The organism is Halalkalibacter wakoensis JCM 9140 (assembly GCF_000513095.1).
Taxonomy (GTDB): Bacteria; Bacillota; Bacilli; order Bacillales; family Bacillaceae_D; genus Halalkalibacter; species Halalkalibacter wakoensis.
Window position 1 is genome coordinate 1 of sequence record NZ_BAUT01000042.1, and the last position, 20,700, is coordinate 20,700.

General features: G+C 39.8%; 17 protein-coding genes and 2 pseudogenes. 9 read left to right on the forward strand and 10 right to left on the reverse strand.

Features of this window, described 5'->3' with window-relative positions; all coding sequences use genetic code 11:
- Window positions 1–164: 164 nt before the first annotated feature.
- From JCM9140_RS14680 to JCM9140_RS14690, 3 genes and pseudogenes are all read right to left on the reverse strand, one after another.
- Window positions 165–788: a hypothetical protein gene (locus JCM9140_RS14680; protein WP_034748021.1), complete on the reverse strand. Its 624-nt coding sequence runs from the start codon at window positions 786–788 to the stop codon at window positions 165–167.
- Between the two features lie 12 nt (window positions 789–800).
- Window positions 801–1,984 (reverse strand): annotated as a pseudogene (locus JCM9140_RS14685) (Alp7A family actin-like protein).
- A 661-nt stretch (window positions 1,985–2,645) separates the two neighbouring features.
- A pseudogene (locus JCM9140_RS14690) lies at window positions 2,646–4,081 on the reverse strand (8-oxoguanine deaminase).
- Window positions 4,082–4,824: 743 nt separating this feature from the next.
- Between JCM9140_RS14690 and JCM9140_RS22650 the strand changes: the two are divergent.
- From JCM9140_RS22650 to JCM9140_RS14715, 6 genes are all read left to right on the forward strand, one after another.
- Window positions 4,825–6,312, forward strand: coding sequence for a methyl-accepting chemotaxis protein (locus JCM9140_RS22650; protein ID WP_206777498.1), 1,488 nt, complete (start codon window positions 4,825–4,827; stop codon window positions 6,310–6,312).
- 519 nt (window positions 6,313–6,831) lie between these two features.
- On the forward strand, window positions 6,832–7,806 hold the full coding sequence (locus JCM9140_RS14700) for a Bug family tripartite tricarboxylate transporter substrate binding protein (protein ID WP_052002289.1): 975 nt from the start codon (window positions 6,832–6,834) through the stop codon (window positions 7,804–7,806).
- Window positions 7,807–8,009: 203 nt separating this feature from the next.
- Window positions 8,010–8,372, forward strand: coding sequence for a tripartite tricarboxylate transporter TctB family protein (locus tag JCM9140_RS14705; RefSeq protein ID WP_081727710.1), 363 nt, complete (start codon window positions 8,010–8,012; stop codon window positions 8,370–8,372).
- A gap of 24 nt (window positions 8,373–8,396) precedes the next feature.
- Window positions 8,397–8,543: a hypothetical protein gene (locus tag JCM9140_RS24575; RefSeq protein ID WP_235715368.1), complete on the forward strand. Its 147-nt coding sequence runs from the start codon at window positions 8,397–8,399 to the stop codon at window positions 8,541–8,543.
- Between the two features lie 35 nt (window positions 8,544–8,578).
- Window positions 8,579–9,916, forward strand: coding sequence for a tripartite tricarboxylate transporter permease (locus JCM9140_RS14710; protein WP_235715369.1), 1,338 nt, complete (start codon window positions 8,579–8,581; stop codon window positions 9,914–9,916).
- 128 nt (window positions 9,917–10,044) lie between these two features.
- Window positions 10,045–11,328 (forward strand): SulP family inorganic anion transporter, encoded by a 1,284-nt coding sequence (locus JCM9140_RS14715; RefSeq protein WP_052002290.1) that lies wholly within the window; start codon window positions 10,045–10,047, stop codon window positions 11,326–11,328.
- A gap of 30 nt (window positions 11,329–11,358) precedes the next feature.
- On the opposite strand, the gene JCM9140_RS14720 is transcribed toward JCM9140_RS14715, so the two are convergent.
- Complete coding sequence (locus tag JCM9140_RS14720) at window positions 11,359–12,978, reverse strand: gamma-glutamyltransferase family protein (RefSeq protein WP_034748024.1); 1,620 nt, start codon at window positions 12,976–12,978, stop codon at window positions 11,359–11,361.
- Window positions 12,979–13,417: 439 nt separating this feature from the next.
- Between JCM9140_RS14720 and JCM9140_RS14725 the strand changes: the two genes are divergently transcribed.
- Window positions 13,418–14,500 carry a M24 family metallopeptidase gene (locus JCM9140_RS14725; RefSeq protein WP_034748027.1) on the forward strand — a complete coding sequence of 361 codons (1,083 nt, stop codon included), beginning with the start codon at window positions 13,418–13,420 and terminating at the stop codon, window positions 14,498–14,500.
- A gap of 20 nt (window positions 14,501–14,520) precedes the next feature.
- Entirely contained in the window at window positions 14,521–16,092 is a 1,572-nt protein-coding gene (locus tag JCM9140_RS14730) for a glutathione ABC transporter substrate-binding protein (protein WP_034748030.1), read from the forward strand.
- 31 nt (window positions 16,093–16,123) lie between these two features.
- Here the strand turns inward: JCM9140_RS14730 and JCM9140_RS23845 are convergent, their stop codons facing one another.
- From JCM9140_RS23845 to JCM9140_RS24580, 5 genes are all read right to left on the reverse strand, one after another.
- Window positions 16,124–16,273, reverse strand: a complete 150-nt coding sequence (locus JCM9140_RS23845; RefSeq protein ID WP_156314889.1) for a hypothetical protein — start codon at window positions 16,271–16,273, stop codon at window positions 16,124–16,126.
- 449 nt (window positions 16,274–16,722) lie between these two features.
- Window positions 16,723–17,619, reverse strand: coding sequence for a 50S ribosomal protein L11 methyltransferase (locus JCM9140_RS14735; protein ID WP_034748033.1), 897 nt, complete (start codon window positions 17,617–17,619; stop codon window positions 16,723–16,725).
- 14 nt (window positions 17,620–17,633) lie between these two features.
- The gene (locus tag JCM9140_RS14740) at window positions 17,634–18,287 is read right to left on the reverse strand and encodes a peptidylprolyl isomerase (protein ID WP_034748036.1); all 654 of its coding nucleotides are present in this window, start codon (window positions 18,285–18,287) and stop codon (window positions 17,634–17,636) included.
- A 36-nt stretch (window positions 18,288–18,323) separates the two neighbouring features.
- Window positions 18,324–18,452, reverse strand: coding sequence for a sensor histidine kinase (locus JCM9140_RS24945; protein ID WP_162232203.1), 129 nt, complete (start codon window positions 18,450–18,452; stop codon window positions 18,324–18,326).
- A gap of 416 nt (window positions 18,453–18,868) precedes the next feature.
- The gene (locus tag JCM9140_RS24580) at window positions 18,869–18,964 is read right to left on the reverse strand and encodes a YjcZ family sporulation protein (protein WP_235715370.1); all 96 of its coding nucleotides are present in this window, start codon (window positions 18,962–18,964) and stop codon (window positions 18,869–18,871) included.
- A gap of 223 nt (window positions 18,965–19,187) precedes the next feature.
- Here JCM9140_RS24580 and JCM9140_RS14745 point away from each other — a divergent pair, with 223 nt between their 5' ends.
- The gene (locus JCM9140_RS14745; RefSeq protein ID WP_034748039.1) at window positions 19,188–19,373 is read left to right on the forward strand and encodes a hypothetical protein; all 186 of its coding nucleotides are present in this window, start codon (window positions 19,188–19,190) and stop codon (window positions 19,371–19,373) included.
- A gap of 45 nt (window positions 19,374–19,418) precedes the next feature.
- On the opposite strand, the gene JCM9140_RS14750 is transcribed toward JCM9140_RS14745, so the two are convergent.
- Window positions 19,419–20,699, reverse strand: a complete 1,281-nt coding sequence (locus JCM9140_RS14750; RefSeq protein WP_034748042.1) for a methyl-accepting chemotaxis protein — start codon at window positions 20,697–20,699, stop codon at window positions 19,419–19,421.
- Window position 20,700: the final 1 nt, after the last annotated feature.

Below are 20,700 nucleotides of genomic sequence, written 5' to 3' on the forward strand. Positions count from 1 at the left end.
GCGGGAAATAGAGGTAGGGCTGAGACACCTCTGGCGTAGCCGAGGGGGCTCAGCACCTCCCCGCGGAAAGCGAGTGGCTGCAGCGCAATGGAACGAACGCGTCACATTCACTACCCAATAAAAACAACCTATTAAAAAGAGCCACCAACCGGCAGCTCATTCATCTATTTATTCATCTTTGCAAGAAACCCACCTAACAAGTCTTCTGCACTTTCTTCTTTTTCAGGCTCTTCTTCCGCTTTTGTCGCCGCATGCTCTTGCAGTGCTTTGCTCCAGTCAAAGTTGTCTAACGCGTCATCCAAGTCATCGACTGCATCTTCATGCAGTGGCTCCTCTTCAAGCTCCTCTTGACTACTAGCGACTTCTTCTTCAACCGCTTGTAACTTTTCAACCTCTTCCATCACGTCTGCCTCCTGCAAATACAGCGCCTCTTCAATATCAAACTTATTGCTATTAAGTGAGGCCAACACCGACGTTGCCCGCACCGGATCGGCTAAAAGCTGAAAAACGATCGCCCCAAGTAACGCTTCTGAATGGGCATGACGCAACCAGTTGCGCTGTTCTTTCGTTAACTGTTTTGGCAGAGGAATGCGTATCGTCTCGCGTTCCTTCGCCATTGAGTTGCTAACCCCTTCAAGAGCAAATTCTGCGATTTTGCTAGAAAAGTTGCGCCTCTCTGTTTCTTTTAACTTTTGCAGTTGTTTTAGTAAGTGATCTGGAGTATCAGAGGGGAGACGGAATGTAATTGCCTGTCCCCTCTGGATTCCAGTCGTCCCCTTTGTACTCATGAAATCACCCTATTAGTTTTTCACTGGTTGTTTGTCTTTATCTTTACCTTTTGGATCTTGTCCATTGGCTTTTGTAAAAGCAGAAATCAACTTATAGTAAGCATTTGCCATCATCCAAATGCTTTCCTTTTCATCTTCAAAAAAGCCGATGTTGTAGCCGTCCAGGTTGTTATTTAATGTTTTTAAATAGTCTTTCAACACCATTGCGCCGCCACCAACAAAGTAGCAAATCTCTGTTTGCGAGTTTCTCGCCCAAACATTACGTAAATGACGGTACTGCTTTTTCGCAAGCTCCATTAAAATGCGGTCCGTAATATCATGAACGCTAGTCCGACTTCCGCGTACCATAATGTGATTGCGGTCATGTTTTTTCGTAATAATATCCACCACATCACGACGCTATCAAGCTCAACGCCATGCTTTGAACGGATTTCCTCACGAATTTGCTCTAATGACTCTGCAACCCCTAGGTTAAAACCTTGTGCTTTATCATCGTCAACGTTACGGTTTTTAATAACCGCGATATCAGTAGAAAGACCACCAATATCTTGAATTAAGATGCTTTTATCTACTAAATCTCTATTAATAATGTTTAAGTTGTTATCCATAACAAGGTTAATGTAAGCTGCAAATCCCTCTGGATACACTTTCACTTCATCAAATTTAATGTTCACTTTTATTCCTTGGTACTTTGGCGTTACAAGGAACTCTACTTGGTGAACAGAGCTTAATAGCTGCGAACGATAGCCTACATCTTTTCCTTCTTTTACTTCACGAAGCGGCAAACCTGTTCCTAATGTATAGTTTGCATCAACAACATTGTTTGTTTTCTTGAATGTGTCAGCATTTTCTTCTCTTACAGCATCAAGTGCTAATGAAGCAAAAAGCATCACTAGTGTTTGATCTTCTTCTGACTTGCTGCTTCCTGGATCTAGCTCGTTAGGATTATTACTTTTCGTTGCTAGATTTCCAACACGGTAAATCACATTATTCTCTAAAAGGGCAGGGGAGTGTACGCGTATATGTAATCCATCTAGAGGATCTTTCTCATTTAAATCTTCTATTCCAATAACAGGTCGATCTTCTGTATCTCTCGCAATAACATTTGGGATGTTCAATTCAAAATCAGCTTTGCCAAACAACGCCTTAATAGAGTCGTTCCCTACATCAACAGCTGCAATTCTTGTTTTACTCATACAAAATCATTCCCTTTCGTTTCAGGATTTAATAACTTTTTCCAACTTATATAAGAGTATAGCAGACTGCTAGATTCGTCAATGACCCTATATTGTATTCATTTTCGTATACAATATATCTTATTTTGTGTACAACATATACAAGTTGTACACATCCCTTTATCTAGCTATGTATACATGTTTGTTTACAAGAATACATATTTGTATACACCATGATTACAATTTGTATTCTTGTATACGTTATTGTATACAACCCATATTATGTAAAAAAGTAACGTCTAGGATGTCTTCTAGTTGCTCCCCTCCCCTACTACTAATTCATATGAAAATTTACGTTTCGACAGGAATCTAGTCGTATTGATTTTTATCAACAAGAATCTACACACTCCCCTACTCTCTTTATATGACAAAAAAACATGAACCATTATCTAGTTCATGTTTTATAGTTTGTATGGGTTATGTGTTCTACTAACGTTCGTTCCATTGTGCTGCAGCCACTCGCTTTCCGCGGGGAGGTGCTGAGCCTCCTCGGCTACGCCAGAGGTGTCTCAGCCCTACCTCTTCTTCCCGCAGGAGTCGAGTGGCTTCCGCTCCATTTCACTATGAGGAATAATCTTTTTGCAGCAACCTTTGAGAAACAAATGTCCTTTTGTACTGATCTTTATTTCAAAAACCGAGAAGCAGTTGATTTCTTTTTCTTGGAACTATGTACATTTGCTAACTCTACCATTCTATTAGCTGCAAGCTGAGCACTTTCAGCTAGGCGTTCTTCCTCTACATTTACGAGGCGGCCGTCTTTAACGACTACCTTCCCACCGACGATCGTCATATCCACCTGGGCCGTTCCTGTAATGATTGGTAGAGAAGCATCGTCAAACAACGCCCCGGCAAATTCTAATCTTTTTGAATCAATCATAAATAAATCGGCTGCCTTACCTACCTCTAGAGATCCAATGCTATCTTCCCAGCCAAGTACTTTCGCTGAGCCTCTTGTTGCAACATATAAGCAATCCTCTGCACTTAAAGCGGTCGAACCATGCTGTAGTTTATGGAGGAGATTCATCACTTTTAGCTCTAACAGCATGCTAGATGCATCATTGGACGCAGATCCGTCAACACCGAGTCCCACCTTCACCCCATTTCGAGCATTTTCAGTATCGGAAACGTTCCCGAAGAGAGCTTCATGTTGCTAGACGGACAATGCGCAACGCCACAGCCACAATTCCCCATCTTAATGATTTCTTCATCATTAAACCAAATCCCGTGTGCATACCATACATCATTACCAATCCAGTTCGTTTCCTCCATTAACTGCAAAGGACGCATGCCGTATGTTTCTACGCAGAAATCCTCTTCATCCTTCGTTTCTGCTAGATGCGTGTGCATTCGAACTTGATAGCTTCTAGCTAATGCTGCAGACTCACGCAGCAAATCACGGCTTACAGAAAAAGGAGAACATGGAGCCACACCTACACGAACCATTGAAAACTTGCTCGAATCATGGTACGTCTCAATGACTCGCCTCGTATCTCGTAAAATCGCCTCGTCTGTTTGCACCACTTCATCTGGTGGAAGACCACCTTTTGAGCGTCCTAAGCTCATCGACCCTCTTGTAGGAAAGAAACGAATGCCTAGTTCACTCGCTGCACGAATCTCTTCGTCAATTAACTCGCCACTGACCCCATTTGGAAACACATAAAAGTGATCAGAAGCCGTCGTGCAGCCACTTTTCAAGAGCTCACCTAACCCAACCATCGCACTTACATACACATCTTCCGGTCGCAAATGCTTCCAGATATCATATAACGTGAGGAGCCAATCGAACAGCTCACAATCTTGTGCAGCGGGAATGTTTCGGGTAAACGTCTGATATAAATGGTGATGGGTGTTAATTAACCCTGGAAAAATGATTTTATCTCTCGCATCAATGACGGTATCAGCTGTTTCATAAGGTAGGTTCGAACCAATTGCTTTGATTTCCTGTCCTTCTATGTACATACTTGCACCTGGATACTGCCTGCGCTCTCTGTCCATTGTGATGATGTTTCGAGCGTTTTTAATGAGCATGGTTTTCATAGGAATCCCCTCCCCTAGCATTCTTATCTATGATTATCATAGAGGCAGAATAGGAGGAAGTCATTGTACTCATTGAACAATTTTGCATTGTATGTTTGGATAGATGAACTAGATCTGGGCATGCTGATGCTTTGCTTTCTTTAACATCATGAATTCAAACTGTGAGATTATCTCGCAACCTAGTAACTTAGCAGGACTCACGTTCCGTTATTTTAGCAAAAACAACCCTTTTTTGGGTGTTCGCGGACACACGTTCCGCTATTCACTAAAAATCAAGAATAATTTCACTCAAAAAGCGTAAATAACGGATCTCCTGTCCTCTCACTCACTAAAATCGGCCTTTTTGTCACACATAACGGATCGTGTGTCCCCCACTTCCACTACACGCTACTTCCTCAACAGAAATACCAAGCACAGACTTTATTCCTAGAACTTACTTACCTTTTAACGTATAATAGATTAACATCATGCTAATCTAGTTATGAACAAAATCAGTCACCTGAGGAGATTATTTAAATGAATACGAACAAATCAATACCTTATTTTCTTGCTATTCTTTTTGTAGCAGCGATTCTCATTAATTTTATCATTACGAGTACCATGCTTAGTGTTACACTAACGATCTTGCTCTAGCCATTGGTTTATACTTTATTTTTAAATCCTTGCAATCTACGAATCAATTACATGAAATATTTAAAGGTATCAAAACAGCTTCCCTTAGCGATTATCTCGTTATTGACGAAGCCGTAAAAACAACAAAGAAGATGCACAAAGACGTTTCTGAAAAATCATACTCAAGTAGAGATGAAGTCATTAACGATTTAAAAACCCATATAAATGATCACTCTCAATTCCTTGGTGTTTGGGCTGCGTGGGAACCAAATGCTTTTGATGACCAGGATCACCGCTTTATTAATCAAAATGGAAATGCTTCCTCTGGGCAAATGTCTCCTTATGTGTATCGTGGAGTGGACAACATCGAAGTCACTTTTCTTGATCAATTACACTCTGAGGAATTTTACACTCGCCCGTTAGAAGAAAAGAGCCTAACAATCATCGACCCTTTTCATTTTGACATTGACGGTCAGCCAACCTTAATGACGACTGTTGCTATACCATTCAAAAAGCAAGGTACATATGTGGGTGTAATTGGGGTCGACATTCAATTAAGTTCGGCTAAGACGATAAATCGGGATTTGGTCAATTTATCAAAAGGTAGTGAAAACAAAAAGCTACGTGAGATTACAGAGCCACTCATTAAACGCGGTGGTACATATTCTTTAATTGGGCAAGCGCTTCAAGCTGTTCAGCAGGACCGTGCTGATTTAATTGATTCTCTTGAAAAAACAACAAACTCCGTCTCACAAAGTACAAAAGAGTTTATGAAAATAGCGTATCAATCTTCTTCTTCAGCTGATGAAGTTGCTTCTACGATAAACGATATTGCTTCAGGAGCATCTGGACAAGCGACCGATACGGAAAAAGGAACCGAACATGTTGAAAATCTTGCTTCCATTATTGAAAAAGACCAACGTGAATTAAAGAATGTTAATGATCTGATTCAGGAAATCGACCGATATAAAGAAGAAGCTGAAGTCGTAAGTCAAAACTTAATTCAATCAAATACGAGCAGCACCGAGACCGTAAAAAAGGTTTCTACAACCTTCCAACAGTCTGAAAAAAGCTTCGAAAAAATTGAAAGGGCTAGTGAAGGCATTTTAGCGATAACGAACCAAACAAACTTGCTCGCTTTAAACGCTTCAATTGAAGCAGCACGAGCGGGAGAACATGGGAGAGGCTTCTCTGTTGTTGCGGAAGAAATTCGTAAATTAGCAATGGAATCTCAGCAATTTTCTCAAGAAATCACAAATGATATTAGTGAACTAGGAAAGAAGACAACGGAAGCCTCAAGTGCAATGACTGAATTGAAAACGATTATTGCAGACCAATCAGAGAATGTAAAGAATGTCGACAACAAACTAGTCCATATATCTAACTCAATTGAAAAAATTCAGTATGGGTTAAACGACCTAAACAAATCTGGTCTAGAGATGGAAACGAAGAAAAATGAATTAATCGAAATTATGCAAAGTCTCTCTGCCATTGCTGAAGAGAATGCTGCAGCTACAGAGGAAATAACAGCATCCATTGAAGAACTTTCAGCATCCGTTTCAAACTCCGCTCAATCGAGTGAAAACCTAAGTGAAATTGTGGATGAATTAAAACTAGTGGCTGGAAGATTAAAAGTATAGTATCTTAACAACCCCCCAGTTAGCGTAACTGGGGGTTCCTTTGTTTGTCATGCATTGCATACGTTTTTAAACGTTCTATTACAACGTAAAGAAATGAAATTCAATAGAAACAATTCAACCCCAAGTGCCGATCACGAATTGGCTTCACTATAAAATTCTCCATTCAACCACTCGCTTAAACTGTAGCTTCTTAAAAAGTTAATAGTATATCCAAATAATTACAATAATTATTAATATAATTCAATTAGATCATAAAAATAACCAATATCTTAACAAATAGAAACACAAATCCAAAAATAAACTTCTTAAAGAAATAAAAATATTCATTTTGGTGATTGACTGTAAATATGATATACCTTATAATTTAGAGATCATTCAGATAATTACTTTTTTTCAAAAATATCAATAGTAGTCTAGTATATTATTTGTCTGAAAATTTCGTTTAATCAAGACTTGTGGATTAGTTACCGGCTGGTAATTTCCTATAAAAAGAACAAAGATTTAAAAGGGGAGAAAACTATGAGTAAGAAAACAGTTAAATTCGTTCAAATGTTAATGATTCTATCATTAACAGCCATTCTTTTAGCAGGTTGCGGAAGTAATGAAGCGTCTGTTGATGCGTATCCAGAAAGAGAAATTGAAATGATTATCCCTTGGGCTCCAGGCGGGGGAAGTGATATTGAAGGAAGACTTGTTACAGAGCATGCTCAAAATCATATCGATACAACATTTGTTAATGTGAACCTTCCTGGTGTAGGCGGAACGGTCGGCTTAGAAGAACTAGAAGAAAAAGAAGCGAATGGTTACCATTTAGGTCAAATTCATGAAGGTCTTCTTGTTGCTCATCATTCTGGTATTACACCAATCAATTTTGATAACTTTATTCCAATTGCTGCCATGTCTTCTGCAGATCAAATTTTGGCTGTTGCCAGTCATTTAGATATTACGACTTTAGAAGAATTCGTTGAATTAGGTCAAAATGAAGAAATTCGTTTCGGCGGTACTGTAAGCGGAATTCCACGTGTTTGGTTAGAGCAAATGGGACAAGAATTAGATATTAACTATAATCTTGTTGGTTACGAAGGATTAGGTGAAGCGATCCAAGCGTTAGCTGGTGGACATATTGACGCTGCGATCGTTGACTACCCTTCTGCAAGAGACTTTGTTGAAGCAGGACATATGAATTTCCTAGCTGTTGGTACTCAAGAGCGTTTAGAACATGCTCCTGATGTTCCTACATTTACAGAAGAAGGTTATGATATTTTACTTAGCATCAACCGAGGTTACGTTGCACCAATTGGTACACCTCAAGAAGTGATTGACTATTTAGGACAAGTATTTGAAGACACAGCAAATGACCAAGCCTATATTGAAGGTGTAACAAGTGCTGGAGCCAGTGTCAACTTCATGGGCCCTGAAGCATATAAAGCTCATTTAGAAAGCCAAGACGCTATTATTAAAGCCATTATTGAAGAAATTGAGGCTTCTGAATAAGCTTTACAAGCCGGTAAAAAGGGGGTCCAACACTGGCCCCCTTTTTATTTACGTTATAAATGATGAAGTGAAAGGAGGATAAAAAATGGGTGATTTGCTCATTGGACTTGCTTTAATCATATTATGTTTGCTTATTTACTCGAGTTCCCGGGATTTCCCACAGTTTAATGAAGTCACGTTAAACCCAGTCCTTCCCTCAATTAATCGCTCTCTTACTAGGTCTCCTTTCTCTCATTCTAGTGATCTCAAAAGTAAGAGACCTTATTAGTCAACGAGCTGAATTGAAGAAGTTGAAAGTGAGGGAGTATGTAAAAGAAGTGTTTATTGAATATAAACTCGTCTTTATTACTCTACTAAATTTCTTTCTTTATATCTTTTTAATGCAATATATCGGATTTATTATCACAACGATCATCTTTATTATTGTTACAGCCATCATTATTGGTCCAAAAAAGAAAAAAGATCTTCTTGTTGCAACAATTGTGTCTGTTGTCATTACCGTTTCAACGTATATCTTTTTTCAAAATGTATTATATGTTCGATTCCCGTCAGGTTTATTTTTCTAGTAAAAAAGAAAGGAGGTTATCCATGTGTTCGATTTATTATTATTAGGTATTGCTGAGATCTTTCAGATCCGTATTCTACTCATTATATTAGTTGGGGTTGTTGTCGGGATTTTAGCAGGATTAATTCCTGGTTTTACGGTTGCTATGGCTATTGTACTTACATTGCTTTAACATTCGGGATGGACCCTGTTGCTGGTGTAGCAGCGATGATTGGTGTTTTTGTTGGTGGAATGTCCGGCGGTCTCATAAGTGCTGCACTTTTAGGCATTCCTGGTACCCCATCATCGATCGCCACGACATTTGATGCTTATCCTATGGCGAAGAAAGGGAAGCCTGGGAAAGCTCTCTCTATCGGAATATGGGCATCGTTTTTAAGCTCTATTATTAGTTTGCTTTTATTAGTAACGATTGCTCCGCAAATAGCTAGATTCGCCTTGTTGTTCGGTCCCTGGGAGATGTTTTCATTAATTGTTGTGTCTTTAACGATCATTGCGAGTGTAACCGGCGAATCGGTTCTCAAAGGACTTATTGCAGGGCTGTTTGGGATTTTGATCGCCACGGTCGGTGCCGATCCTATAGCAGGTATTTCTCGCTTTTCCTTTGATATACGAGCGTTACGTGCCGGTATTCCCTTCTTAGTAGTATTAATCGGGATGTTTGCCATCTCACGTCTTCTACAATCATTAGAGAGGACGCAATTGAATAAGGATCAAGAAGATCGTCAAAAAGAAAAGCTTGAAAACGTTCGTTTTGTCCTTCAACCAATTAAAACGTTAAAAACGGTCTTATCTAAGCCGGGTACACTAATCGGCTCTTCTACCATCGGTTCAATTATCGGGGCCATTCCAGGTGCTGGTGGAAGTATAGCTAACATCGTCGCCTATGACCAAGCGAAAAAATGGTCAAAGAAGCCTGAGAAATTTGGAACTGGCTGTGAGGAAGGCGTGATCGCATCAGAAGCAGGAAACAACTCTACAGTAGGTGGAGACTTAATTCCTACTGTTGCCTTAGGGATTCCTGGGTCTGCCGTGACAGCTGTGTTGCTTTCAGCATTAATGGTACACGGGATTTCTCCTGGACCGTTATTAATCGTCAATGAACCAAATGTGGTTGGCGGCATCTTTTTCGCTTTCTTCGTCGCTTCGTTTTGGATGCTGATTACTCAATTTTTAGGAATTCGTTATTTTATGAAAGTTACGCAAGTCCCTACTCACTTATTAGTACCTGTTATTTTAGTGTTATGTGTTATCGGGACATTTGTCCTTAACAATCGGTTAACTGATTTATACATTCTTTTAGCGATGGGGATTATCGGTTACCTTTTCACTAAATATAAATTTGCATTGGCTCCAGCGATTATCGGTGTTATTCTCGGACCTATTGCTGAGGTGAATTTACGAAGAGCGTTTATGTCTGATCCGGATTGGACGTTATTTTTCTCTAGACCGATTTCTTTAACATTTTTAATTCTTACTGTTTTATCAATTGCCTTTACCGTTTGGCAAACGAAAAAAACAAACGCCAGAAATAAAGCAAATGCATAAGGACATCGAAAAAGCCGCGGGCTTTCTATATAGAAAGTTCACGGTTTTTTTGATTTGTCATGATCCTTCCTTACGTTCATATAATAGACAAGCAATCCCATTGAAATAACGACTGTTGGAGGGTGTTTATGCTTTTTAAATGTATGCCTGGCTTAGAACGACTGTATCACTATAATCGCACGAATTTCCCTCGAGATTTATTAGCTGGAATCGTTGTAGCTATTCTCTTTATTCCACAAAGTATGGCTTATGCTTCGATTGCCGGTGTCCCCCTTGTCATTGGGTTATACGCAGCCACCGTCCCATTAATGATCTATGCACTGTTTGGAAGCTGCAAGCACTTATCCGTTGGACCTGTTTCCATTGTTTCACTTCTTGCTTTCACAGGAGTTTCAAGCATTGCTCCAGCACATTCTAATCAGTTTTTAGAACTCATGTTAATGCTCGGTTTGATGGTTGGTTGTATGCTTTTATTGATGGGTTTATTCAAAACTGGCTTTCTGTTTGATTACATATCGCCTACGGTTATAACTGGATTCACTTCGGCCGTTGCCATCATTATTGCCTTAAATCAAATAAAAGTCTTACTTGGACTCTCGCTTCCGCCGTATCATGATGCTGTAAGTTATGTATTGGTACTCATTTCAAACATACCAGAGGCTAACGTTGATACAGCTGTCATTGGATTAAGCAGTCTATGCTTTTTGCTTCTTTTAAAAAAAGTGGTTCCTACTTTCGCACCGTTGTTCGTCATCATCTTGGCGATTACAGGTGTTCATTATCTAAATTTAGAACAAACAGGAGTTGCAGTCGTTGGAGCGATTCCGAGCGGATTGCCTGCGCTCACAATCAATCTACCATCAGTGGACACCCTGTTCATGTTGTTGCCGATAGCAGGTACAATAGCCTTTGTTGCTTTTCTCGAATCTTACGCTGTGGCAAAAACGATGAATGCAAAAGAAAAAGAGAAGCTTGATACAAATCAAGAATTGGTCGGCTTAGGTCTTGCCAACATTTCAAGTTCGTTCGTCGGCTCTATTCCGGTCGCTGGCGCTCTATCTAGAACGGCTGTAAATGACCAAGCTGGTGCAAGAACCAACTTATCGCTCCTCATTACAGCTTTTTTTATCATTGTAACGTTAGTCTATTTAACTCCTCTTTTTTATTCTTTACCAACAGCGACTCTTGCGGCGATTATTATTCTAGCTGTTGCAAAACTAGTTCACTTAAACAAAGTACCACAGCTTATGCGAACATCTCCTATTGATGCATTTATCCTTCTTGTGACTTTTTTTGCTACGTTAATGATTGATGTGTTTTTAGGATTGCTTGCCGGAATTGGCCTTTCCATTTTTATTTCTTTCTTTAAAAGAGTCTTAGCCTCCAGTACAAAAAGAATCCCCTTTAAGTAGAGTTATCTACTCAAAGGGGATTTTTTTATTTTACCAAGCAGCAACTTCTCCGTCCGTTCTTGGCTCTGTTCCGCCGCAAAGGACACCTGTCTCATTGTTTCTCCAAATGATTTGGCCACGACCAAAGCCACCTTCGTCAAGAGCTCTTACAATATGATGCCCTTTACGCTGAAGCGCTTGTGCAATATGAACAGGGAAGTGAGGCTCCACTTCGACTGTTTTATCCTTTGTCCATAACCAACGTGGTGCATCAAGACATGCTTGCGGATTCAAGTGGAAATCAACTGTGTTCATGATCACCTGTGCGTGTCCTTGTGGCTGCATAAAGCCACCCATCACACCAAATGGTCCAACAGCTTCTCCGTCTTTCGTAAGGAATCCCGGAATGATCGTATGGTATGTTTTCTTTCCAGGAACAAGGTAATTATCGTGTTTTGGATCAAGTGAGAAATTATTGCCGCGGTTTTGCAATGAGATTCCCGTATTCGGTACAACAATTCCTGAACCAAAGCCCATATAATTACTTTGAATAAAGGAAACCATGTTTCCATCGCCATCGGCTGCTGCAAGATAGACGGTTCCACCCTTTTGCGGCTCACCTGCTTCAGGTGTTAGTGCTTCTTCACCAATCAAAGCACGTCGGCTCGCTGCATATTGTTCTGATAGAATTTCATCCACTGAAACGGACATCGATTTCTCTTCTGTGATGTATTTTAACCCATCTGTAAATGCTAACTTCATTGCTTCAATTTGTTTATGGTACGTATCTACTTCGTCTTTTGCTTTAAACTCAAAGCCTTTGATAATATTGAGAGCATGCAAGGCAATTAATCCCTGTCCATTTGGTGGGATTTCCCATACGTCATAGCCACGGTAATTCACACTAATCGGCTTCACCCATTCTGGTGCATACGCTTCTAAATCACTTTTACGAATATATCCACCGTGTTTTTGAGAAAAAGCATCAATCTGATCAGCTAATTCTCCTTTATAAAACGAATCAGCATTCGTTTTAGCAATTTTACGCAATGTGTCAGCATGTCCTTTAGATGACCAAATGTCTCCAGCCTTTGGTACCTTGCCATTAGGTGCAAACGTTTCAAACCAAGATGTAAACTCTTCCCCTTTTCCTACTTTGGAGAACGTTTCAAACCCTCTCTTCCAGTACTTTGCAAGCGTAGGAGAAACGACATATCCATTCTCAGCATAATCAATCGCCGGTGCCAATACTTGTGTTAATGGCAACTTTCCAAATTTTTTCGATAATTCTGCCCACGCACCGGGTGCCCCTGGTACAGTTACAGGTGTTAAACCGTACTTTGGTAATTCCGTTTCATGCCCTGCCTCTTTCATCGCTTCAGGTGTTAGTGCTAATGGCGCTTGTCCACTTGCATTTAACCCATGAAGTTCTCCTTTTACCCATACTAGTGCAAATGCATCTGACCCAATTCCATTCGAAGTTGGTTCAACAACTGTTAAACAAGCAGCTGTAGCAATGGCTGCATCAATCGCATTTCCACCTTCTTTTAATATTTGCAACCCAGCTTGTGCCGCTAACGGCTGCGAAGTTGCTACCATTCCTCTATTTCCATAGACTACGTTTCGCTGTGATGAGTACGGGTAGTACAATGAATCATATGTATTTGTCATTCTTCTCCATCCCCTTACTTTTGTAATTAAATTCTTTTATTAGCTTTCATTTGTTCATATTTCAGGAAGTTTTATCAACCATTTTGTAAATCTAATTATAAATCAATATTCAGTGATCGTCTACAAAAATTAATATTTCTGAATAATAAAAATCAACACCCATGTTTACTTTGTGAATCGTTTAAACGAGTGAACGTCAGCTGCAACTCAGTTCCTCCTATTATGAACTAATGCAACAAATGTAAGCTCAATTTTCACCTCTCCCTACCAAGAAGAAGCAATTGTCTGAAGGATAGATTTTGTTGTACTGTTCTTTTAATTTAGATTTTTCTCATTATTCGGTTGCCATATTGTAACCATTTATATATAATGTACAACAAAAGTAAATACAATTTACTAAAATAGTTCCATATTGATATTCAAAGAGAGGAGTGAATACATGTTTATCGAGAGTAGACTTAAGAAGCTACGAAAGAAAATGCGTGAAGATAAGGTCGAAGGAGCTTTATTTGTATCTAGTGAAAATCGAAGGTACTTTTCGAATTTTACGGGGACAAGCGGGGCCATCATCATCACAGAAACGGAAGCTATATTGCTAACGGATTTCCGATATGTGGAACAAGCCAACGAAGAATCTAGTTTGTTTCACGTGATTCAACATTATGGCACCTTAGCTGAGGAGGTCGTCTTTCGTTTAAAAAAATTGAATCTTACCAATGTAGGTATTGAGGACACGCTTCCAATTGGTTTTTTAAGAGAGCTTGAAAAGGGTCATAGCAATCTTAAGCCTAAATCATTTAGTCAAGCGGTGAATGATATCCGTAAAATTAAAGATCAAAGTGAGATTGAGAAGATCAAAAAGGGTGTTGCGATTTGTGATCTAGCATTTGAGCATATTTTATCTTTTATCCAGCCTGGATTAACGGAGAAAGAGATTGGGCTCGAACTGGAATATATCATGAAGAAAAATGGCGCAGAAGGCATAAAGGCAAATCATGTTATTGCTTCAGGTGAGCGCTCTGCCCTACCGCACGGTGCTGCAACGAATCGTGTTGTGGCGGCAGGCGAATTCGTCAAAATGGATATCGGCGCTGTTGTAGACGGCTATTACTCCGATTTTACACGGACGGTTGTCATCGGTGAACCGAGTCAAAAGCAGAGAGAAATTTATGATATTGTGCACAGCGCTCAGCTAGAAGCACTAAAACACATTGGTCCAGGAAAAGTATGTGCTGAGTTAGACGAAATAGCACGTTCAGTCATTCGCGAAGCAGGATATGGCGATCATTTTGGTCATAGTTTAGGTCATGCGTTAGGCTTAAATATTCATGAGAAACCAGTGATGAGATCAAATGACTATACCGTATTAGAGCCAGGAATGGTCATTACAGTTGAACCGGGTATCTATCTTTCTGGTTGGGGTGGCGTTCGCATCGAGGATCTCCTGATTATTACAGAAGATCGTTACGAAAATGCAACGAAAGCCACAAAAGAGCTTCAAATTATTCATCATAATTCATAACAACAAAGGCGGGAAACAGAATGAAAAAAGTAACAAAATGGTTATCAGCATTGTTTATCAGTAGTTTAGTACTTGCGGGATGCGCTACTGAACCTAATTCTACTAGCACAGAAAATGAAGGAGAAGTTAATGAAGTTCAAGAAGGTGGCATACTGAATATAGCAACTCTATCAGATGCAACTCAGTTAGATCCTCACTTAGGAGATGACATTCCTTCAGCAAATGTTTACCACGGTAAGATCTATGAAACTCTTGTTATTCAAGATCAAGAAATGGAAATCCAACCTGGTTTAGCAGAGAGTTGGGAGAGAGTTGATGAGTTAACTTGGACGCTTAAGCTTAGAGAAGGAGTAACCTTCCACGATGGAACGAACTTCAATGCAGAAGCTGTAAAGGCAACAATTGAACGTGTTCTTGACCCAGAAGTTGGATCAAATCGTGCATCCTTGTTTGAAATGATCTCAGATATAGAGGTTGTTAGTGATTATGAAGTAACATTTACTACAGAATATCCTTTTTCACCTTTATTAGCTAATCTATCACACTATTCTGCCGGTATGATTAGTCCCACGGCTATTCAGGAAGATTATGAAGGAAACGTTTCTCTTGGCGAAAAGCCAGTTGGTACCGGTCCCCTTAAATTCAGTTCATGGAATCCAGGACAACAAATTACCCTTGTGAACAATGAAGAGCATTGGAACGGTGGTATGAAGGTTGATGAAGTAGTCTTTAAAGTGGTTCCTGAAGATTTAACCCGAGTTGCTGAAGTTGAAACTGGTGAAGCTCACATTGCCGAGCCTGTACCGACAAATGACATTAGTAGAATTGAAGCTTCGTCTGAAATGAAATTATATAGAAGTGAAGGTTTAGGTATTGATTATATTGGGATGAATATGAACAAAGAACCATTCAATGACATCCGTGTCAGACAAGCCATCAATCTAGCCATTGACACAGCATCTATCGTAGATCATGTTTATAACGGAGTTGGGATTAAAGCTGAAGGCCCTATGGGACCTGGAGTATGGGGCTATCATCCTGATTTAGAAGGTTACGGATTTGACGTTGAAGAAGCGAAGCGATTACTAGCTGAAGCTGGCTACGAGGGTGGCTTTGATACGACAATTTGGACAAATGATAACCGCGAGCGTATGGATATTACGGAAGTCGTTCAAGCTCAACTCGCCGAAATTGGAATTAATGTTTCCATTGAAGTTCTAGAATGGGGTGCCTATTTGGAAAAAACAGGTGCTGGTGAGCATGAAATGTTCATTCTAGGTTGGTCTAATATGACTGGTGATGCAGATTATAACCAGTACTACCTTTACCATTCTGATACTCATGGCAATGCAGGGAACCGTTCATATTATCATAATGAAGAAGTTGATCGTCTAATTGATGAAGGAAGAAAAGAATCTGATCCCGACAAACGATTAGCCTTATACCATGAAGCACAAGAAATCGAATTAGAGGAAGCACCATTAGTTCTTCTGAGACATACAGAATATGTGACTGCTCTAGGAAATAATGTAGAAGGTTTCTGGCTTCATCCGTCCCGGATTATGATGCTAAACGACGTAACCATTCAATAAGAATCAAAAAGGGGATGTCCCAAAAGGTACACTATTGACCTTTTGAGGCATCCCCTCCATTAGTTAAAATATGCTGCAAGTATTTCATATCAAATCCAACTGCCGCTTTCGGATAGAGCTTATTTAACTTCTCATCATACAAAAACAAGACACTAGCATTCGAACCTTCAATAACACTCAATACTTCTTTGATAATTGATACAATACTTTATCTAAATCGAGCGTCGATGTTAGCACTCGTACGGCATTGATCAAACTCATTAGTTTTTTCTGTATCCATGTTTTCCCTCCTTATACGGACGAAGTTTGAACTAAGATAACCCATATTAGAGAGGAATTCATTGAGTAGAGAATTTTGGCGGACTCACATTCCGTTATCTAAGCAAAAACATCTCTTTTTTGGGTGTTGGCGGACACACGTTCCGCTATTCACCTAAAATCAAGAGGAATTCCCCTCAAAATGACTAAATAACGGATCTCCTGTCCTCTCACCCGCTAAAATCAGCCTTTTTGTCACACATAACGGATCGTATGTCCGCTTGGCACCAAGCCCTCTTCATCAAACTTCAAAAAGGGTTGCCCCAACAAGCCTTAACCGACCTTTTGGAACAACCCCTTCACTATTTTCAACTATTCAGCAACAGCTCTAAAATAAATCGACACCCACTCATTCAGTTGTAATTTCTCCGCGATTTCAAAGCCACCTTTTTCAAACTGTTCAATCAGTGAATCTAGGTGCCATTCAACTAATCCAGAGATAATAAATTCATTGCTGTTTTTAAGTAAATCGTGTTTCGTTAAGATGCTCATTGTTTCGTCCGCACCGATGTTAATGAGGATTAAGTCATACTGTTCGTCAATGGTAAAATCTCCGTCAATTAAGTCTGCTTGAATGACTTCGAGTTCGTTCGTAAGGCCGTTAAGCTTGGCATTATGCAAGACTTCTCGTTCAACAGGCTCATAATCAATGGCCACAACTTTTTTCGCTCCTTTAATAGAAGCTGCGACCGACAGCATGCCTGAACCAGTCCCTAAATCAAGAATCTTTTTCCCGGCAACATCCTTTGTTACTAACAGCTTCAAGCAGCCTTGTGTTGTTTCATGAAGCCCCGTTCCAAATGCAGCAAGCGGGTCAAATTTCAAAATGTGTTTGCCCTCATATGTGTTCGTCGAATGAGGGTATGTGATGACCCAATCATTTCCTAGATCAACATCAGCAAATTCATACGAACTTTCCCAATTTTCTTCTTCATGAGTCACATATTGAATTTGCTCTTTCGAAATGGATAGTGTCTGTTCGATTTTTTCAAAGTAAGAAGTTGGCAAATTGTTTACTTCGTCTTCGCTCGCATAAATTTTCAAATCTACATTCGCGTTTTCCTTATGCTCAACGCCGTAGCCATTTTGGACTTTGATGATTTCTATTGGGGATTCATAATACAGATGATACATCCCCGCAGTATTTAATTTTTCTGTTACCGTCTCAATCGTTTGAAACGGTACGTTAATTGTAAATTCGTGTAACATTCACTTCTTCCCTTCTACTCTTCCGTTATCACAACAGGCTCAGGATACTCATATCCCTTCGTATCTACCGTTACCGTATCGATTCGTTGCTCTGTAAGTGGCATGTCCATTTGATTCGTTTCGACTTCGACAATGGCGTCTACTGCTTCAATTCCTGCAATCACTTTTCCAAATGCAGCGTAGTCACCGTCTAAGTGAGGGGAATGGGCATGCATAATAAAAAATTGTGAACCGGCTGAGTCCGGATGTTGACTTCTTGCCATCGAGAGAACGCCTCGTTCATGTTCAATTGGGTTCTCAAACCCGTTTGATTCGAACTCGCCCTTAATGGAATAACCTGGTCCTCCTGTTCCATTTCCAGAAGGATCGCCTCCTTGAATCATAAATCCAGGAATAACTCGGTGAAAAATGAGCCCATCATAAAAGCCATCTTCTACAAGCGAGATGAAATTCAAAACGGTATTTGGTGCCACCTCTGGATATAGTTCAACTTCGATTACATCACCGTTTTCCATCGTCATCGTAACAATCGGGTTTTCTTCTACATCTAATTCATAATGACCATCTTCTCGTTCTTCTAAATTGATTTCTTCTTGTCCTTGTTCGGTTCCACAGCCTGTTACAAAAAACATTACGGCTGCCATTAAAAATAATACGTACGGTTTCATTTTTTTACCTCCTACTATGTAAAACACTCTAGTCCATTATATCCGTAACGCTTGCTTGTTAAAAGCAATAGGTAGTCGAATGGAGAAGGTTGTTCCATTTCTCCCTTCACTTTTCACGCTGAATTGTGCATTCATCGTTTCAATAATTTGCATCGACACCATCATATTATCTTATCCCTCTTCTCTCATTTGGGAATTAAATAGTACCCTTTGTTAGAAAACGACTGATTTCCTTCTCATTTGCGTCTACATGCTGACCTTTTAACGGTGATTTTATAAATCTTGTTGATTGTATCACCAAAATAGAACATTACGTTTCACTTAAATAGCAAAAAGAATGTTTTTTCATAACAACAGTGGCGCCTGAGTCTAATTCCTCCTCGTTTTTCCTCCTTATTTTTTGGTAAAAATGAGTTTATTGTCCACTTTCAGCAGTTTATTGTCGAGTTCGTACTATTTATTGTCCGCATCGCGCAATTTATTGTCCGGATTAGCCAATTTATTATCCGCAGCCCCTCCCACAACAGAAAAAAGAAACCCAGAGCCGATGACAAACAGCCTGGGTTTAATGACTTGCTACATTAGCACTTTTTGTCTCTACCAAACGATGTTCCAACAATGATTAACAAGATGAACAACACAACGATTAGTGGAAAACCGCCAAGTGGCGATGTCACTGGTGCTGCCGGATAATAAGCTCCTGCTACTGTTGGACATGCATAACCGTAATCAAAACCATGGTAACCCATACTCGTCCCTCCTTTCAGTATGAATTACTACATTGTATGTCCCTCCTCACAATTCGCGTAGGTGAAGCTCTCGCTACTTCAAAAATTAAGAAAAGCGCACAAGCCTCTTATTCTTTTTTTTCATACGTTAAAGAGAGGAGGTGGCTAAGCTTTGAGCAACTCGATCTTGTTACTACTTGCATGTATCGTAGCCGGCTTTGCTTTGTTACGCGTACCATTAGCTGGGACGTTTTTGGCTAGTGCTGAGCCTATTTTTTCGTTTATTGGCCTTTTGGCAATTGTTGTTTTTTCTTTATGTTTGATTTTAAAAGGATTGATGTATTTATTGAGGATATGACAAAAAGCTCTGGCTTCCCTCATAACAGGAACCAGAGCTTACTTTTTATGCTGTCTGATTTTCCAACCGATCGACCTGTTCCACTAAAACGTGAACTTGTTTGTTTCCTTCATAGATCGATGAATCGACTTCAGACTGAAGTTCTTTGTATTGCTCAAAGTATCTTTCATTTTTTTGAACAAGAGATTTGGAGCTCTCCATAATCGACGAAATTTCTTGACTGCTTGCATTGACCTCTTCCATCATCGAGGAAATTCCTTCTACATCTTGTGAGAATTCCTTTAATTGCTCTAGCACTTGGTGAATGCTTTCGTGAACGTGCGAGAACATTTTGCTTCCTTCTTCAATTTCTTCGCGTGAGTCTTTCATTGATGTGGCAACATGCTCCACATCTTGCTTCATTTGCTCAATCGTTTCATTGATTTGATCCGTCGCTCCAATCGAATGCTCTGCTAGCTTGCGAACTTCTTCTGCCACAACGGAGAATCCTTTTCCGTGTTCTCCTGCTCTTGCTGCTTCAATGGTTGCGTTTAATGCGAGCAAATTCGTCTGATCTGCAATGTTTTTAATCAGTTCCATTACCTTTGCCACTTCAGCTGTTTTGCTTGTTAGACCTTCCACAAGTCTAGCTGTTTCTTTTGATTCAGATTGAATGTCTCCAAACTGTTTATCAATACGAACGAGTGTTTCTTGGCTTTCGTCGGCTAGTTTACTCGATTTAGTTGAGCGGTCATTTAGGCGTTCTAACGTTTGTGATGCGTCTTCAACCGCAACAGCCACTTCACGCAAAATCGACGTTGTCTGGTCAAACGTTTGAAACACGTCTTGATTGCTATCATCAATTGACTGCAACAATGTATTTTGGTCGTTGTTTTTGCCTTCTAAATTTGAAAACACTCGTTGGAATTCCTTTGTTCGATCAAATACTCGATTCGATTGTACGTGAAAATCATCCATCGATTTCGATAAATTGGTTGCAAGCTGTGTAACATTTTGACCAAGCAATCCAATTTCATCGTTCCAGCGATCTTCAATCTGATAGTCATAGTTTCCTTTATCAAACTCCACAATTTTTTTATTCACTTTGGCAATTCGTTTTGTAATAAAAAAGTGAGAAAACACGACGACCAGTAATGGAATCGTAAGGATGTTAATGACAAACGTGACGATCGTCAGAATGCCACCTCCTACGAAGCCATTTTGACTTAAAATCGAGTTAATCGCACCGGAGATCGGGGCTCCGATTAAACTACTTATGACAACAATCAGAAGCAATTTGAATTTGATGGTTTGAAAAAATTTAATTTGATCCAATGATTGAAACATC

Bases quoted from the DNA above. Each gene is read 5' to 3' on its own strand.
- JCM9140_RS14680 (WP_034748021.1), bottom strand. From the start codon at position 788: ATGAGTACAAAGGGGACGACTGGAATCCAGAGGGGACAGGCAATTACA.
- JCM9140_RS22650 (WP_206777498.1), top strand. From the start codon at position 4,825: ATGCACAAAGACGTTTCTGAAAAATCATACTCAAGTAGAGATGAAGTC.
- JCM9140_RS14700 (WP_052002289.1), top strand. From the start codon at position 6,832: ATGAGTAAGAAAACAGTTAAATTCGTTCAAATGTTAATGATTCTATCA.
- JCM9140_RS14710 (WP_235715369.1), top strand. From the start codon at position 8,579: ATGATTGGTGTTTTTGTTGGTGGAATGTCCGGCGGTCTCATAAGTGCT.
- JCM9140_RS14715 (WP_052002290.1), top strand. From the start codon at position 10,045: ATGCTTTTTAAATGTATGCCTGGCTTAGAACGACTGTATCACTATAAT.
- JCM9140_RS14720 (WP_034748024.1), bottom strand. From the start codon at position 12,978: ATGACAAATACATATGATTCATTGTACTACCCGTACTCATCACAGCGA.
- JCM9140_RS14725 (WP_034748027.1), top strand. From the start codon at position 13,418: ATGTTTATCGAGAGTAGACTTAAGAAGCTACGAAAGAAAATGCGTGAA.
- JCM9140_RS14730 (WP_034748030.1), top strand. From the start codon at position 14,521: ATGAAAAAAGTAACAAAATGGTTATCAGCATTGTTTATCAGTAGTTTA.
- JCM9140_RS14735 (WP_034748033.1), bottom strand. From the start codon at position 17,619: ATGTTACACGAATTTACAATTAACGTACCGTTTCAAACGATTGAGACG.
- JCM9140_RS14740 (WP_034748036.1), bottom strand. From the start codon at position 18,287: ATGAAACCGTACGTATTATTTTTAATGGCAGCCGTAATGTTTTTTGTA.
- JCM9140_RS24945 (WP_162232203.1), bottom strand. From the start codon at position 18,452: ATGATGGTGTCGATGCAAATTATTGAAACGATGAATGCACAATTCAGC.
- JCM9140_RS14750 (WP_034748042.1), bottom strand. From the start codon at position 20,699: ATGTTTCAATCATTGGATCAAATTAAATTTTTTCAAACCATCAAATTC.